Annotated in this window: 13 protein-coding genes; 6 read left to right on the top strand and 7 right to left on the bottom strand. The window is 41.2% G+C overall.

Annotated elements, in window-relative coordinates:
- Positions 1–226: 226 nt before the first annotated feature.
- The 4 genes from IQ276_RS37510 to IQ276_RS37525 all read left to right on the top strand — a co-directional run bounded on the left by IQ276_RS37510 (position 227) and on the right by IQ276_RS37525 (position 2,087).
- Entirely contained in the window at positions 227–1,273 is a 1,047-nt protein-coding gene (locus tag IQ276_RS37510) for a J domain-containing protein (protein WP_193915319.1), read from the top strand.
- A 77-nt stretch (positions 1,274–1,350) separates the two neighbouring features.
- Positions 1,351–1,482, top strand: coding sequence for an SDR family NAD(P)-dependent oxidoreductase (locus tag IQ276_RS37515; protein ID WP_193915318.1), 132 nt, complete (start codon positions 1,351–1,353; stop codon positions 1,480–1,482).
- Positions 1,473–1,694 (top strand): Rossmann-fold NAD(P)-binding domain-containing protein, encoded by a 222-nt coding sequence (locus IQ276_RS37520; protein ID WP_235116506.1) that lies wholly within the window; start codon positions 1,473–1,475, stop codon positions 1,692–1,694. Before IQ276_RS37515 ends, IQ276_RS37520 begins: the two co-directional genes overlap by 10 nt.
- A gap of 165 nt (positions 1,695–1,859) precedes the next feature.
- Positions 1,860–2,087 (top strand): AAA family ATPase, encoded by a 228-nt coding sequence (locus IQ276_RS37525; protein ID WP_228042988.1) that lies wholly within the window; start codon positions 1,860–1,862, stop codon positions 2,085–2,087.
- 83 nt (positions 2,088–2,170) lie between these two features.
- On the opposite strand, the gene IQ276_RS37530 is transcribed toward IQ276_RS37525, so the two are convergent.
- Both IQ276_RS37530 and IQ276_RS37535 read right to left on the bottom strand, forming a co-directional pair.
- Entirely contained in the window at positions 2,171–2,842 is a 672-nt protein-coding gene (locus tag IQ276_RS37530; RefSeq protein WP_235116456.1) for a hypothetical protein, read from the bottom strand.
- Positions 2,843–2,952: 110 nt separating this feature from the next.
- Positions 2,953–7,572: a hypothetical protein gene (locus tag IQ276_RS37535; protein ID WP_228042989.1), complete on the bottom strand. Its 4,620-nt coding sequence runs from the start codon at positions 7,570–7,572 to the stop codon at positions 2,953–2,955.
- Positions 7,573–7,619: 47 nt separating this feature from the next.
- Here IQ276_RS37535 and IQ276_RS37540 point away from each other — a divergent pair, with 47 nt between their 5' ends.
- Positions 7,620–8,150 (top strand): hypothetical protein, encoded by a 531-nt coding sequence (locus tag IQ276_RS37540; protein WP_228042990.1) that lies wholly within the window; start codon positions 7,620–7,622, stop codon positions 8,148–8,150.
- A gap of 219 nt (positions 8,151–8,369) precedes the next feature.
- Here the strand turns inward: IQ276_RS37540 and IQ276_RS37545 are convergent, their stop codons facing one another.
- The 5 genes from IQ276_RS37545 to IQ276_RS37565 form a co-directional block, all read right to left on the bottom strand.
- Positions 8,370–8,774, bottom strand: a complete 405-nt coding sequence (locus IQ276_RS37545) for a hypothetical protein (protein WP_193916118.1) — start codon at positions 8,772–8,774, stop codon at positions 8,370–8,372.
- A 236-nt stretch (positions 8,775–9,010) separates the two neighbouring features.
- Positions 9,011–9,403 (bottom strand): hypothetical protein, encoded by a 393-nt coding sequence (locus tag IQ276_RS37550; RefSeq protein WP_228042991.1) that lies wholly within the window; start codon positions 9,401–9,403, stop codon positions 9,011–9,013.
- 41 nt (positions 9,404–9,444) lie between these two features.
- Positions 9,445–10,236, bottom strand: a complete 792-nt coding sequence (locus tag IQ276_RS37555) for a hypothetical protein (protein ID WP_193916121.1) — start codon at positions 10,234–10,236, stop codon at positions 9,445–9,447.
- A gap of 165 nt (positions 10,237–10,401) precedes the next feature.
- Complete coding sequence (locus tag IQ276_RS37560) at positions 10,402–10,887, bottom strand: hypothetical protein (protein ID WP_193916139.1); 486 nt, start codon at positions 10,885–10,887, stop codon at positions 10,402–10,404.
- Positions 10,856–11,986: a ParM/StbA family protein gene (locus IQ276_RS37565; RefSeq protein ID WP_228042992.1), complete on the bottom strand. Its 1,131-nt coding sequence runs from the start codon at positions 11,984–11,986 to the stop codon at positions 10,856–10,858. Before IQ276_RS37565 ends, IQ276_RS37560 begins: the two co-directional genes overlap by 32 nt.
- A gap of 505 nt (positions 11,987–12,491) precedes the next feature.
- Between IQ276_RS37565 and mobF the strand changes: the two genes are divergently transcribed.
- Entirely contained in the window at positions 12,492–16,616 is a 4,125-nt protein-coding gene (gene mobF, locus IQ276_RS37570; RefSeq protein ID WP_228042993.1) for a MobF family relaxase, read from the top strand.
- Positions 16,617–16,632: the final 16 nt, after the last annotated feature.

Consider the following 16,632-nt stretch of genomic DNA (forward strand, 5'->3'; position numbering starts at 1 on the left):
TTGGTATAAGTGGCCCCTCCTTCTTTTGGCTATACCGAAACCCACATTTTGAGAGCAATGTTATACGAAAAAACCGCTGCTTAATGCACACTCAGATGCTTTGATCGAGAAAACTATTAAAAACTTCATTTAAGTCCGTGGTGTATAATCTTTAAGGTGTCTTTTTTCGCATTCCCTAAATAATGTGATAGTTATATTTTAAACTTTAAACTTACATACGTATTTCATGCCTCGAAAAACTACAGTCCCATCGCAATCAATTAAAGTAACTCCGCTGGCTCTGTCTCAATTACATATCCGCTTAGAGTTTTTAGAAAAAGAACATCAATCACTACTCAAACAGATTAAGAGAAAGCGCACAGAACTGAAGAACTTTGTTGAACAGATGCGTTCTTTTGGCACAGAATTTCTCAATAAAGCTACTCCCGGTTTCCGAAAAATGGCTGAGTTAGACCAGGAAATCCATGCTCTGTTTGAAGAGATTTTTACTACTAGAAAGTTCGGTAAACAAACTCTCAAAAATATACAAGCACTTTACCGTAACCTACAGGTAACTGGAGCCATCAGTCTAAAACCCAACAGCCAACAGTTAGATACATTAGACGAATCGTTTGACAATGAAGATTCCCAATCAGATTTTTCAAAGGAAACTAGTGAAGACCAGCATCAATATTGGCAAGGACAACAGTCTGTAGACTCTGCCTCTATAGTCAGAACAGATGACCAAAGAAAAATTCGTCAAACATTTCTGAAATTAGCTGAAATCTTTCACCCTGATAAAGCCAGAGACAGTGAAACACAGAAGTCTCACACAGAAATCATGAAAGAAATTAATAAAGCCTACCAAGAGGGGGATTTAGCAAGACTTCTTGAAATTGAACGAAGTCAACAACCCTTAGAAATTATTGACAATAATAACGAGGATGATTTAACCCGTAGATGCCGAACTCTAGAACAGCACAATCAAATCCTCCTGGCTCAATATGAAAAACTGAAACAGGAACTGCGTTTGACAAAAAATACTCCAGAAGGAACGATGGTTTGCGATTCTCGAAAAGCTGCTAAAAAAGGCATTGACGCTATGGCTGCGATCGTAGAAACAATGGAATCTCAAATTAACGTCGTTTCTGAGATTCGGGATTTTGTTAAGGATTTTAAAGAACAGAAAATCACTATTAAAGAATTTCTTGCTGGGCCAACACCTCTGCACTGCTTAGATGAAGAAACTATAGAAGATATTTTGGAGCAGATGTTGTCAGAATTAATGAGATAGTAGTTTTTGATGAAAAAGTTTTCGCTTTATTTGTGAATGCTCTGCTCAACTTAAAATAATTTTACAGAACTATTCAGATGGAATCCACGCAAGACAAATGGGCATTAGTCACAGGTGGGAACCGAGGGATTGGGTTTGCCATCGCTCAAGGTCTACTGGCAAAAGGTTACTCGATAATTCAAGTTACTGCCTATCAAAGCTGGCATTAAATGGTGCAACAATTATGCTGGCACAAGCTTTACAATCTTTTGGAATTGTTGTCAATTCCATTTGTCCGGGGTGGGTTAAAACAGATATGGGTGGGTCATCAGCACCGCGCACGCCAGCAGAAGGAGCCGACACTGCAATTTGGCTTGCTACTGATGCTCCACGCAATATAAACGGTAAATTTTTGCGAGATCGTAAAGTAATTTCTTTTTAGATGTTAATTGTCGTTATAGTTTTTTACCTTGAAAAAGCATACATTTATGGCTTGAAAAACCCCACCTCCTCTCGACATATTTAATAATGGATTTATTTGATCAGCATCTTGCAAAAATAACCGAAGAATCAGCCCCCCTAGCGGCTCGGATGCGTCCACGGACACTTGACGAATTTATTGGGTTTTGAGCATATTATCGGGCAAGGAAGGCTACTGCGGCGTGCTATTAGTTTGGATCAACTGTCTTCCTTAATCTTTTCTGGGCCACCAGGGACTGGCAAAACTACTTTGACCCGTGTTATTGCCAACAGCACCCGCGCTCACTTCATTGCTATCAATGCCGTACTTTCGGGAGTTAAAGAAATTCGAGCGGCAATTGAAATAGCCCAATAAAAGCGCAAGTTCCATAATCAACGAACTATTCTTTTTGTCGATGCTGCTATGTTAGTCTGTAATTTTTTTAATTTTCTATTTCACTAAACTGCCATCCCTTTAGACCTGATATTAGATAAACTTTTGTCAAGTTTAGTATTAGCTTTTTCAAAAAATTCAAAAACTTTATTGTTAAGTTGATTAATTTTTACCTGACCAGATTGAATATCAAGAACTACTTCCCCATTTTTCTGAGCAATGGTTAAATCTTTTTGCTCAGTGTTGAAAGAAATATCGTACACTTGACCCTGAACCTGAGTAGAACCATCTTCACTTATGTCACTCAAAACTGTACCAATTTTCTGAGCAATTTTAGTCAACCGGCGAATAGAATGCAATTCTTCCGTATCCAAATTCATAGCTGTCAACGCTTTTGATGACAACTGTTGACCAGATTTAAATTGATTGGCTACCTCCACAATCCGTTTTTTGTATTCATCGGACTTACCCAACTTGTCAGCAGTAGTATACCAATCCCTCAAGTTGTCAATAGTCACTGGTTGTTGTTCAAGGAGAGAAGGATTTAATGCTACTTGGATTTTTGCTTCCGGAAACGGAACAACTTTACCGCCGACATAATCCCCCAACGGCTCCATGTACAACCCCCACACCTGTTGTTTACCAGTGAACAATTTTGGTAGTGAAGAAGGAGAATGCTTTTCCATTTGCCCCCAAAAGTGTTGATAACTGGGGTCAGCAATCATCTGACTTTTCACGGTATGTGGAAAAGGTTATTTTGATGGTTTCCCAAGCCCTGATTTCTCCCTTGGCTATTTTCATTAACTAAGAGCTATTGAGAATTAGTCTGTGGAAAAAGCCACGCTTTTTAGGGGCTTGAGGACTTGCCGTGAAAAGTCAGAGCAATCATGGGCTGAGTAATTTGGTACTGTTTGCCAACTCGAAAGGCAACTTGTTTCTCTCCCCCTGTGGCAAGAGCAATATCACCCTCTTTGAAGCCATACTGTTTATAAGGTTCATAAGCCCTGGTTGTATGAGTTCTGCCATATCCACGCATGGCATCAATACAGGTGTCTACTGGTAGTGGGTTCGGCTCACCATCCATCATTAAAGGGTAGTTCATGGGAATTGGTTTACCTTGTAGGCGAAAACTCCCTTTCTCTTTTTCGACTTTGGTTTGTGTCTCATTTATTATGGGTGGTTTTTCTCCCTTACTCCCTGCTCCCTGCTCAATAGCTTTTTCATTTGAGGGCAGTGCTGGTTGAGATGGAGGTTTTAGAAATTGCGGTCGTGTGGCGAGGGAATTAACTCTTTGTTGATAGTCACTATCCGATTCAATAATTGCCCCAAATTTCTTGGTCATGCTCGACAAAGTTTTGGCAGGGATGGAGCTATCAACCAAGTGAAATACCGCTAGACCTTTTTTAGTTTCCCTGATAACATTTTCTATTGGTACTTGCTGACATTCCACTTTTTGAGCAGTTAACCATTTAATCACAGTTTCAGCTTTCTGATTGTCAACAGCCAAGCCCATAACTCCAAGTTTTTTGTTTGATTCTGTAGAAAATAAGAAAGTGGGACGCTCTTTAATCTGATGTAGAATTTTCGCACTACTATCAATCATATACAGTTGTTGAGGGTTAATTGATTGAGTGCCAAAAGCCTGAAATTCCTTCGTCCAAACAGTAGGATATTCAACGGTATTAGGGTCAATTTGAGCGCAAATAACAGAAAAATTACTTTGAATAATAGCGGGCGCGAGTGTAAGTTGTCCGGTTTTGAGTAGTCCAAGCTGTCTGAGCGCGTCAAAGTCTTTTTTAAAATGCAATACCCCCAAGGGGTCACCATTTAAAAACACGGCATCTCTGGTTTTTAAGGGTGGCAAATCCATAGTCAGTTTTCGGTAATCTAAATCATCGAATGTCTGACCAGAAAAATCATAAAAGTTAATTTTATTAATTTTAAGTAAATTGCCATTGGGAGATTCACCCAGGACAAACGCCTGATCTCCAGTTTCGGAGATAGAAGTAAGTTTTAACTTTAGGGGATTACCATTTTTGAGATAATTAATTTCTTTTAACTGCTGGACAGAATCACTGTCTAACTCACCCAAAGTCAAAGCATCAATTTTGATTTTTACTGTTTTGTCAGGAACGGGCACAGTGCCAAATTCTAAGTTTATCGGTTCGCTGTTAAAAACAAGTCCTGCGTAAGAGAAATTCTTGAGTTCACGGATAGTAATTTCAACTGGCTCGTTTCCTGGTAGCCCAATAGTTGCTTTGGCAGTAGCAGGTTCCACGCCAATGAAATTAGCTTGCGCCTTTGTGCCAATTGGTAACATTCCAGTCCTGGTTTCAAGCATAGCGAATTCCTTATATTCGCCGTCAGTATCCTGGACAAACATTAGTCTGGAAACGTGGCGTTCATGCCCCGGTGGGTGGTAACTAGCTCTGATTTCTATCGGGTGTTTTTCGTCTGGGTTCCACTTTCTACCCAAAAATTGATTCGCTTCATTATTCAATGTGACTAACTTCGGTTTGGTAAATTGCAGTTGCTCCAGGCGGGAGATAATCTCATTGGGGAAAGCAGCAAAGGCGAAGTTAGATACTTTTTTAGCGTAAGCTCCTGGGCCGGTGTTTTCTTTACGTGCAACTTCAAGTTCATCTTGGCGGGATGCAGAGACATTCCAAGCGGCCGCAGCAGCAGCAAGTTTGTCTGATTCTGGGATCGAAGCGTAAAATGCAAGAGCTGTTTCATTTGCTTTGCCAAAGAGTAATTTAATTTGGCTTTTAGTAAGCTCTGGTTTAAATTCTGTGACTTTAGCTCCCTGCGTAACTATCCCCGGTTTGAGGTTATGGTCAGTTACTGACTGCTGGCTAATTGTCCCAAGATGACGGTATGCGGGTTTCCCATCCTTGCCTATTTCACCATTAATCTGGGCGACTGCTAGTAATTTGTGGGGGCGTTCTTTAGTTCGCCATTTCTCTGGTATTTCGTCTAGCCGGATGTTCAACGTCTGGGCTTTCCAAATTAGAGGATGCGCGTAACGAGTGAGATTGCCAATTTCGAGTTGCGTCCCTTGTGGAGTTTGAATGGTTGCTGATGGCCCCTTCTCGGTTTCTCTGAGCCGCTCCATACGTACCGCAGCGTTAAATAACTTGTCAAACTCGTACTTGGCAGCGATCGCACTCAATCTCTGCTGTGGTGTAAATTCTACCCCGTGGAACAAGTCTTTAAACTGAACGATGGGGCGCGATTCTAACTGTGATTGTTGGAAATATTTATTAGTTTGATTTATTAATAATTCTACTGGGGAGTAACCAGTGGGAGTAATGCCATAGTTTAAATAAACTGAACGCGACTTCTTATCTTTAATATAGTTAATATCTCTATGAAGATAACGCTTATTCTCCTTAATTACGTTCATGTCGGGAGTTCTTGAACTTTTAAAGAGATCCACTGCTATTTGGTTTTGAAAACATCCCTCCTCAATCATACTCCGATACATCAGGCGGTTAACATCCATTGCTTGATGCAAATTTTGAGGGGTTCTTTGAGCTTGGGCAAGTTCAACAAACCTTTGCATATAAGGCTTGTATTCTTTTCTAATTAACTTTGGTTCTTCGTGCTGTTCTTGCTCAAACAGGGCTTCGTAATGATTAGAAACTTGGTCTAGATAACTTGATTTCTGCTCAAAAGTACCGTAAGTTTTAAGTACCTCAATTTCCGATTCTAACGCTTCTAGTGCAGTAACTTGATTGTTGATTACTCCCACACTAATGCTATCGCTCATGTGGATGGCGATTTTTTCAAAAGGCGGCTGGATTCCAGTTTTAGGATCGTAGAATGATTGTTTTGTGAGCTTAACTGTAGGGGAATAGGCGTTTTGGGGTTGGTTTCTATACTCGGCTTCGGCTGTCAGATTAGGGTATAGGCTAGCTCTTGCTATACCAATGCAGTCACCATCGTAGTCTCGTGCTTGGCGTTCTGATTCGGTTTCGGCTGGGTCGATAAAATCAACATCGATTCCTTGCGCTTCTAATTGTGCAATTCTTTGCTGTATGCGTTTATGGTCTTCGTCGCTAACTACGATTACACCTTTGAGGTCTTTACCATCTGGCCCGAGTCGATCTTCAACATGCTTGTTAGTAGACACACACAAACCATTAGAATTCAGAAAAGGAGAACGGAAGTTAAGAATTTTTTCTTCATTCTTTTCCCAGGAAACACAAATTTCACCATTTTTTAAATCTTTGGATGGAATAATCATCCCTCGGTCAAAAGTAAGCGTTTTCCCTAGAGCGATATCTCGCCATTGGCTCTGTACAAACCGACTTAATTCCTGTTTAACTTTTTCCGTTTCTAATAACTGCTGATGACCCAACAAGTCAGCTTTGATGAGCTTGTACATGAACAAGTCATCTTTAGTACTCTCGTCATCTAATTCCTCATCTGCATCTAAGTCATCATTTGTCCCTAAGTTTTTAACATCTGCTTCAGGGCTAGTAAGTTCTCCTATTTTTAATTTACTTTGGTTCAATGATTCTTTGCGTTTTTCGTATTTTTCACAATAGTCAGCAGCAACTTTCCTTGGGTCATCTTGAATAGAGGCTAGTTTCTCAGCTTGTAGCTCTAATTGTTCGGCAAAATCTTTAATTCCTTGGGGGAAAGATGCCAAGAGTTGGGAGATAGACATCTGACCTTGCTGTGATTGTCCTTTTTCAGCCAACCAAATATTTTGCTGATATAATCCTGGCTTAATTTGAGGTTTAGTCGCCCCTGCTGGTCTATCCTTATCTGTTCCCTTAAAACTACTTATGGGGAGAATTATATCTATTTTTGGTTTATTTTTAGGATCTGCATATTTGATTTTATCAAGCTTGTATGGTCGCAGTGTCCCTTTTCCAAAACGATATTTAGTAGTATCTTCTCCGTTTTCTTCCTTCCAACCAAATCGATGCTGAATAACACGGTAGCTTTTATCTGGCTGTGATTGTCTTAAAGTTAGCTTGTCATAAAGTTGTGTTGAAATTTGTCCATAACAGTCACCAACTAGTTTATATGCTAAATCATTTGATAATATTCCTCCGTTTTCACCCCTGTTATCAGTAGAATCATCTACTACCAGAATGTTTAGCTTTTCGTGAATCGCATTTTTACAAGCCCCAAGGAAGATGGAACCATAAGCACCCCTGTCTTTACTGTCTGGACAAATTTTTTGAATCGTTTCTAAACATTCTTTTTCTCCATAAAGTAAGCGGGTCTTAGAAGATAATAATAAGATGTGTCCATCTGGATGATTCCTTAAATCCTCGTCTGTACTGTATTCATCTGAGTGCCCAAAGGAAAACTCTTTGTTAGGGAAATATGATTCTAGTAAAGTATTACTGAGCTTTTCAGTTAAAATTGATTGAGAGCTAGTCTGATTATCATCTACATAAATCCATTGATTTAGCCGGGGGTCGAAATGCTTCAATTCTAGAGTCATAAAATTGACATTTTGATGAACATTAATTAATTTTTTGAGAGGTTGTTATGTCGAGAATAAAGCGTTGGGTAAATATGAATAAAAGAGAATTCAACTCAGATGGAAGTTTGAAGGATGAAGCCCGACAACAAATGTTGTCTACAGGAATGAGTAACGAAGCAATTAATGACTATGCTCTCTCGTTGAAAGAAGAATACGACGAGTGGAAGCGCCTGGACGAGACTGACCCAGAGCCGTGGCCAATCTACACAGCCTACGATTTCTTCACTGAACAAGAGAAAAGAGAATTTAACCCTGATGGTTCTCTCAGACCTGAATATGTAGAATACGCTCGTAAAATTGGCATCAGTGAAAGTGCGTTGGAACACCAAGAGTGGCGTAAGAGAAACGAAGTCGAGAATTATGATGCTGTATCTGCCGATCACGCAGAACAAGGTATTAATTTTGGTGAAGAACGAATGAAAGAAAGGATTGAAGACAGCAGAACATACGCTCAACGCCGCCGCCAAATGGAACAGGACTTGCGGAACTTTGAGCCGGAAGATAGCTTACCTTTTGATAAAAACACCTCCTATTAAAGTAGGTGAGGTTATGCTGTAACCCCGTTTTATCCATCAAATACAGTAATTTGATCTGAATATATGAAAAAAAGCGATCGCCGACAACAGGCATGAAAGTAAATATTTATAAGCTGCCTTTTTCACTTGGTTGACTAGAAAGATTTGAGAAATTACTGATGGAGTATCATAGCCAGTAATTGCAGTGTGGTCAATAAATATACCGCACTGCGACTATATTTATCTGTGATGTTTTTTCCCGTGTGGTGGGGTGTTTTTTGATAATTGTTTGCCCTGAGATAATTCCGACGAAGAATTGCTAGATATTAATGATGAGGTAGCTATTTTATACGTCGCAAAACAGCAAGGAATAGCGACTAAAAAGATTAACGTAGCCTGACCAATTATTTGCCAGGAGTTGAAAATCAGTTTAGACTGAACTTGCCTAAAGAAAACAGACTCTAACTTTTGCTGAGTCGTGCGATTTTTCAAGTACTCTAAAACTTGCAGACATTCAGATATGTCCTCGCCTTTGTGGACTTTTTGGCACAGCAGAATTTCTAAGCGTTCAATGCGACGTTCTGGAGTTGATAAATTGATATCATCCCAATCGTCCCAAAGTTTAATTTCTTTTAGTTCGTTCATAACTTCATCCCATCATCATTTAACAAAGTCGCAAGTCGCAAGTGAAGAACTTTCAAACGGTTCAGTTTAAATCCCCGGCTTCTATCAAGCCGCAAGTATGTGTTTCCGGGGTCTAAATCCCCATTACAAAACTTACTTGCGACTGCGAAAGAGTCACTTGCGACTTGAGTTTAATTGCGTTTTTATCAAAAGCTAGGAGAGAACTTAAAGACAGTTTCTCTTTCCCCAAAACTTAATTACTTGCGTCGTTTAGATTTGGTCTTGTTACGTTCATACTCAGCAAGGATATCCTTTGCTTGTTGTGGAAGAATCACACTTTGATTGTTGAATCGCATTTGATATACCAGATAGCAGAGACTTTTGCTATTAGGACAGGAAAGATTTGTTGGCAGATTAATGATTGCCACGACTGTAGCAGTTGCAGAAATCAAAATGCCACAGATGAAAAAGAAAATACCACAGCGACCCGAACCAATCCACTGACCAAACCAAAATAGGTCTGACTTAAATTTTTCAGAGCGTTGTTTGCGGAGTTTTTGTCGTGACTCGAGGGCTGAAATCCAAGCTTGCAGCTTTTCGAGTTTGTGGGCAGCTAATCGTGTAGCCTTAGCATCCGAGGCTTTATCCACTTGGATATCAATGGTGCGTTCTCTGTTCGAGATTTCCTGTTTTAGCTGATAGTCGTATCGCTCTCGGACTCGCTGGGCAATTGCATTGATTTGATGGAAGTAGGGGGTAACAAATTTATCCGATGTTTCTCCATCAATTGTATTAGCGGGGACTCCATTGCAGGCTTCCCCTCAAGTTGTCGCATAATCCCTTCCTCCAATTCAATGAAGAAATCATCACTTTCTTCTGGTTGTTGGGCTAGTCTAGCGATCGCCTTTTGAGTATACACTTGCTTAACTAACCCTAGTGGAATTTTTTCCACAAGCCTATCTGTAACTCCATCGACGAAGCTGGCTAAGGCTTTCTCTGATGCTGTAGTAATATCTTCCATATCAATTAATACATCAGGGGCTTGCTGACTAACTTTCGTTAATGCTCCAAGAAAACGCTCGGATTCTGAGGGGGTATATTCCTCTTTCTCTTTCAGTCCACACGAGGCTAAAACTTGTAAAGCTTTAGTCAGCGTCAGTTTAAAGCCGATTTCACGAGCCAAATTGATTAATTCAGTTATATCTAATGGTTTAACCGCTTTTTTCCGGGGTTTTCTCCCCTCATTCTTGATTTGTGCTAAGGAATTATCTTCTAACTTTTGTTGAAAAAGTGTTGTGGCCTGCTGATAATCAGAAGCTTCTCCATCTTTAAACAACTGACGAACAACATCAAACCGAGTCTCAATATCTGCATCTGAGTAGAATGGCGCGTCATCAGCAAGTCCACAGGCTATCAATGTTGCTAAGACATCCTCTGGTGAGAGGGAATACATATTTTGTAAGGCTTCTTTGGTATAAGGCATACTTCATCTCCTTTTTAATTACGAATTATTCAGAGGGAACTCTTAACCGAGTACCGTGGGTTTAAGTCCCCCGGTTATTGAACCGGTAAGTTTTGGGTCGGGGTCTAAATCCCCGTCACAAAACTTACTTGCGACTTGCGACTTGTTTTAACATTATCTGGTCCGTTACATTGCTCCTTTGAACATTGTTTCAACCATGTTGTCCTGCTGTTCAGGGAAAATATTTACGACTGGCTTGGGTTTTTCTGGTTCAATCAAGCTCTCCGAAATAGCCACATTCGATACAGGCACGTTAGATACCACCTGTTGCACCATCGGTTGGGCAGGAATAATTGTGTGAGAGCCGACAGGAAAATCTTCTAGAAAAAATGCTTCAGAGAGATACACTATGTGTAACTTCAACTTGTAAATCGCATTTCTGGCAGACTGCTTTAGTTCCCATTCTGGGTAACTTCCATCTGCTCTTAAAGCAAAAGGCAACCAGTATCCAGACAAGGCAGATAACACCTTTTCCCTCTCGCTGATGTCGTTACTCTGTTTTATATACTTGATAAGGGCAACGCCCAACGGCTCTTTGTTCATCGAAATTCGACACCGATAATCGATTCTTTCAATTTTTTTACTCATTTGTTGCACCTGGAGCCACAACACAAGAGTTTTGTCTTATCCCCTTAGCACATAGAAAGAAAAACAATCCATAAACATCTGTCAAGCGATGATTCAGAGACTTAGATGCAGCTTGGGGGAAACTATTCATCAGTTGTGTCTCTAAAATTTCACACCAGTTGATATTAGAGAATGAAAATAAGTTGTTTAGCTGAGATTGGAAGTAATAAGCAGTACCTCCACTAATAATCACTTCATCAATATCACGAGGAACTTGCAACTTTAGCCAGTTGGACAGCATCATCCAATACTCCTGCCTACTATTGGTAACAGCCTTACGAATTTTTGAAACTTCATGCTCTTTATATACTTGATCTAAATCTGAAGCTAATTCTTCTAAAGCTTTATGAGACGAGCTTTTCCCAGCCTTACAAATAACGCTCGTCAGATGAGCTAAGTCCAACCCCGATGTCTGACGCTTCACTGATTCAACCATTTTCGAGAAACCCAAAGGCTCTGTTTTACCTTTGCTCATTTCTCCACGCTCAATCAGCAGAATGCTTGTATCTCGATAACCCAACATCACAACTGCAAAAGACTTTTCTTTTAAATCAGAACCAGGAGCGCGTCCCCTGGTCAAAATCCCCCCACCTTCCGGAAGACACAAAAATAGTTCCAATGAAAATGCTTTTGAACATCCTTTGAATTTGTATTTAGCAAGGGCTGTCGTCACCAACTCTTGAAATAAAACCCGATCCTGATATTCTCCCCAAGGCAGCAAAATCCCTAAATGAATCGATGACCCATTTTCTAAATCGTGTTTGTCTGCTATGGCTCCTACCATCGCCAATACCTTGGGTAGTGCTAACTCGAATTTCCGTTTTTGCAGTTGTAAGTCAGCATGAAAGCGCTTTCTAGCTAAGAACCCTACCGCCTGACACTTATCTTGATATTCAATCCAAGCACTATTCTCAGGATTTGACGAACCTATCTTCGTGAGCTCATAATTTTCTAAAATTTCTAACGGGACTGTCGCTACCTCTGGCTCCATCAAAATCAATTCTGGCTCAAACCGTTCTAACGTGTAAAATCCCTTCAACAATGAACCACCCGGATCTACAACTAACCTTAGCAGACTCATCATCAGCACCTCACTTTTTCCATTTCAGTATGGTGATTTTTAGTAGCAAAATATCTCAGTATTCAGACTATTTCTGTTGCGTTATTCTGATGCTAATTCTAAGACAAAAAAGCGCCAAAAATAAAAAATAATATAATTTTTGTCCTCGAAAAGATCTGACTTCCTAGAACTTCTTAGAACTTCTCGGAAGTCATTTATGTCATTATTATGATTCCCCCAAGAGCTTTCTATGAAAGACTTACGGCATTCCTATGTCATATTTAAAAAATTGATGACGCACAGTACGCCATATTTGGCTGAAAGTTTTTTAGCGGATTTTGCTATATTAAATGAAAAGAGAAACATGGGATAAAAATATTTTGAAGTCCAAGTCTTACCAAAATATTTTCACTCGCCATCAAGTACCACTAACTTTGATGACGTGGTTTGGCTTGGACTTGAATAGTTGTTGGCGATCCCTCTGGTCAATCAAGATTAAGTTTTGTAAATTCCAGAGGAGAGGTAAACCATGCTGACAGCAGCCAACGTTTCCTCAGAGATGGCGGTGAAGTATTTCATCAAGAATTACTATCACCAAGGAAAGTCGCTATGGAGCGGTCAAGGCGCTCTTAAGTTGGGATTGTCGGGGGCGATCAACAATGAAGATGCTTTTAAAAATGTGATCGAGGGAATGTCACCAGATGGGAGTCAAATTTTAAATGCCAGAGGAATCAAGAAAGTCGAAGGGAAAGAAAACCAAAAAGGTGTTGAACGCCGAGCCGCCTTAGACTGTACATTTTCTGCGCCCAAAAGCGTGAGCCTGATGGCATTGGTAGGCGGGGATACTCGCTTGATTGATGCTCACCATCAGGCATTGAAAGAAACCCTGGAGCTAATAGAGCAGAGGTACGCCTACACCAGAGTGACAGACGATAACAACAGACATAGAGTTAAGACTGGTAACTTGGTCGTGGCGCAGTTTGACCACATCGAAAGTCGGGACTTAGACCCACATCTGCACACCCACTGTTTGCTGATGAATATGACGCAAACCCCAGATGGTAGGTGGTTGAGTTTGGGTAATAACGAGATATTCGCCAATAAGAAATTCTTGGGCATGGCATACCAAAGTTATTTAGCGCGTGAGGTGCAGAAGCTTGGCTACGAGATAGAATCCCGCAAACATGGGCAGTTTGACATCAAAGGCTTCAAGTCAGAAGATTTAGAAGCATTTTCTAAACGCCGACAGCAAATTCTCGCCGAAGCCGGGGCTAACTCCACTTGGGCAGAACGCGAGAAAATTTGGGATAATACTCGCCAGCGCAAGCAAAAACTACCAGAATCAGAATTACTTGCATTCTGGGTAGAAGAAGCTGCGGCATTGGGTATTACCTTTGTCAAACCGGGAGAAGCCAGACACGATATACCAGTCAATCACAAAAGTTTGGCGGAGGTTTTGGATTTGGCAATCGCACATTGCAGTGAGAGAAATGTCGCCTTTAGACAAGAAGATTTAGAAAAATTCATCCTAGAAGAAAGGCTAGCTACGGATCTAACAGCAACAGCAGCCCTGATTAGAGAGCATCAGGAGTTAATCGCTCTACCAGAATTGACTGACCAATTTACGACGATGACAGCAGTGAGGCGGGAGTTGGCGACGATTGACTTGATGCAGCAAGGTCAATGTAAATTTTGCTCCATTTCTCACCCGGAAGTAGTCGAAAGCCACTTAGAGAATACCTTGCTAAACCAGGGACAGCGCCAAGCAGTAGAATTAGCTGCAACAACATCTGACCAGTTCATTGCATGGCAAGGGGTAGCTGGTGCTGGTAAGACTTTTGCACTCAAAGAGTTGAAGGCGATCGCTTTCAATTCCGGCTACACTATTATTGGCTTCGCCCCTAGTTCCTCTGCTGCTAAGGTTTTGAGCGAAGAGTTAAAAATTCAGTCTGAGACTGTTGCTCGATTACTAGTTTCGGAACCACCACCAGAGATTGAACCAAATCAAATCTGGATTGTGGACGAAGCTGGGCTACTCAGTGCTAAAGATGCTCATGCACTTTTACAACGAGCTACCTTACTTCAAGCTAGGGTGATTTTAGTTGGTGATACTCGGCAGTTGTCAGCAGTAGAAGCCGGTAGTCCTTTCAAGTCGTTGCAGCAAGCAGGAATCAAAACTGCACACCTCAATGAATCATTGCGCCAAAAAGACCCTCAACTAAAATTAGCAGTAGATTTAATCGCTGAAGGTAGGATTGAAGCTGGTTTTGAACATCTACTAGCAACCGGCTCTATAAAAACTGTTTCTTCAGAATCCAAAATAGAGCAGATCGCCAATGATTATATAGTAGGGACACCAGAACAACGACTCAAAACCCTTGTGTTAGCTGGGACGAATACAGAAAGACTTGCCCTTACCCAAGCCATTCGCTCGAAGCTCTTGGGTGAAGGAACTTTGGGAGAAACTGCAACCATCACCCAATTGCAAACCAAAAATCTCTCAATTGTACAGATGCGGTTTGCCCATAACTTTGAAATTGGTGATGTGATCATACCCACACGGGATTACAAACGCCGGGGGCTTTCTAAAGGCAAATTATATGAAGTGGTAAGTCAAAATACTGACAAGTTAACTCTCAAAGGTGATAATGGTAAGCTTTTGGATGTAGACACGGCTTTTGAGAAAGCGGTTTACCAGAGTCAGCAGATTGAAATTGCTGTGGGCGATCGCCTGCAATGGAAGAAAAACGATCGGCAATTGGGACGACGCAACGGGCAAGAATTTACTGTGACAGGAATTGACCTGAACATAGTCCACATTAAATATGCTGATGAGCGTACTGAACGCATTAGTTTGGCACAGGCACAAAACTTAGACTATGCCCTTGTGAGTACAACATATAGTAGCCAGGGGAAAACTGCGGATCGGGTGTTAATTTCGGCAGATTTCACTATTGGACAGGAAAGTTTTTATGTTGCTGCCAGCCGTGCAAGGCATGAATTAAAGATTTACACCGAAGATCCAACGCGATTGGTAGAGTTAGCGCAACAGTCCAAAGCTAAAGAAAATGCTTTGGAATTGCTACGAAAACAAGTTCAGAAATCGACTTTCAAGCAGCGCCAACTTTCGCCTCAGCAAGCGATAACTATAAATATAGATGCCTTTGTTGAGGAGTCAGTACTAAAACAACAGACAGCAGTGGAGATTCCAGTTATCCAGCCAGCTTTCAAGCCAGTAGCACCTAGCGTCATAACAAGCCTTGATTCATCAACAGAAGTTCCTGTAGTCAAACCAATAAAAAAACGGACACCAGTGAGGGAAACTGCTGAATCGGTTTTTTCCAAACCAGTACTCAAAGCAGTTCTGCCGACCGAAGCGTTTTGGGTGGGGGGCAGTGCGCCACCTCCTGACCACATAGACCCAGAACACTGGAAGGAATTGGTGGAGAAAAGCGCGATTCATCCAGACATAGCAGCACTGAACTTTAAAAGCCTGCACCTTGACCCTATAGAACAGGAGCATCAGGCTTGGGAATATCTAATGTATAGCGATAACATCTCCCGCCGCAACGATGGACGGCTCAGGGATGGGGATTTAATCAGATATGCACATATTGAATCTGGCGGGTGGTGGTGTAGTGCTGGCGTTGACCCGCGCTCATTTGGTTCACTACAATCACCACAAAAGCCGACTGCAAAAATCTGGGGATGCTACAAGCCCAATGCTCCCAGGAGTAAACTTGATGAGTCAGGGAAATTCATCAAATACGAGCATCCCCCCAAAGCCGACCTCAGCATTTTCTTATTAGATGTACCTCAACAGATAGCTAATCGCATTTACTCCAAGCATAAAGTAAACCCCACCAACAGCGATCGCCAATCAGGATTCTGGTACTGTGTATGGAAATACAATGTACCAGTCACCATTGCGGAGGGCGCGAAGAAAGCCGCTAGTCTGTTGAGTCAAGGTCATGCTGCCATTGGACTACCAGGAATTTACGCGGGATACCGTAGCAAAGATGACCAGGGTCATGAAATCAAAGCAACGCTGCATTCGGAACTAGCGGTTTTCGCCACACCAGTCCGGGATATCAAGTTTTGCTTTGACTACGAAACTAAACCCAAAACTAAACAGAATATTGAGATTGCCATATCCCGAACTGGGCGATTATTAGAGCAGCAGGGTGCAAAAGTTAGTGTGGTCAGTCTGCCAGGGCCAGATAAAGGAGTAGATGATTTTATCGTTGAGCATGGCGGACTACCTTACGAGAAATTGAATTCTGAGGCTCTGAGGTTGAAGGAGTGGCGACAAAATAATCAACTTTCTAGGCATTCGCCACCCTCACCACCAAAATTGTTAAGCTCATTAGAACGCAAGCTGAAGCTGTTAGAAAAGTTTGGCGAAAAACTTGAAATGGTGGACTCTCTTCGAGAGAGCATCAGGATCATGGATGATAAGGAATTAGCTTCTTTCGTTCTAGAGGTGGCAAATTATTTTCAAAACCCATACCAAGAAAATGACCCCCAAACCCAAATGATGAAGGCCATTCGTCAAGTCATTAGATCCCAAAAAGCAGAGATTATTGAAAGATTATCCCGTAATAAACAAGAAGTAGAAATTGATCTTGAGCAACAAATACGCTTTAGACGATGAACCAGTTATCAGTTAT

The organism is Desmonostoc muscorum LEGE 12446 (assembly GCF_015207005.2).
GTDB lineage: Bacteria > Cyanobacteriota > Cyanobacteriia > Cyanobacteriales > Nostocaceae > Nostoc > Nostoc muscorum.

Bases quoted from the DNA above. Each gene is read 5' to 3' on its own strand.
- IQ276_RS37555 (WP_193916121.1), bottom strand. From the start codon at position 10,236: ATGCCTTATACCAAAGAAGCCTTACAAAATATGTATTCCCTCTCACCA.
- mobF (WP_228042993.1), top strand. From the start codon at position 12,492: ATGCTGACAGCAGCCAACGTTTCCTCAGAGATGGCGGTGAAGTATTTC.
- IQ276_RS37545 (WP_193916118.1), bottom strand. From the start codon at position 8,774: ATGAACGAACTAAAAGAAATTAAACTTTGGGACGATTGGGATGATATC.
- IQ276_RS37565 (WP_228042992.1), bottom strand. From the start codon at position 11,986: ATGATGAGTCTGCTAAGGTTAGTTGTAGATCCGGGTGGTTCATTGTTG.
- IQ276_RS37515 (WP_193915318.1), top strand. From the start codon at position 1,351: ATGGAATCCACGCAAGACAAATGGGCATTAGTCACAGGTGGGAACCGA.
- IQ276_RS37510 (WP_193915319.1), top strand. From the start codon at position 227: ATGCCTCGAAAAACTACAGTCCCATCGCAATCAATTAAAGTAACTCCG.
- IQ276_RS37540 (WP_228042990.1), top strand. From the start codon at position 7,620: ATGTCGAGAATAAAGCGTTGGGTAAATATGAATAAAAGAGAATTCAAC.
- IQ276_RS37535 (WP_228042989.1), bottom strand. From the start codon at position 7,572: ATGACTCTAGAATTGAAGCATTTCGACCCCCGGCTAAATCAATGGATT.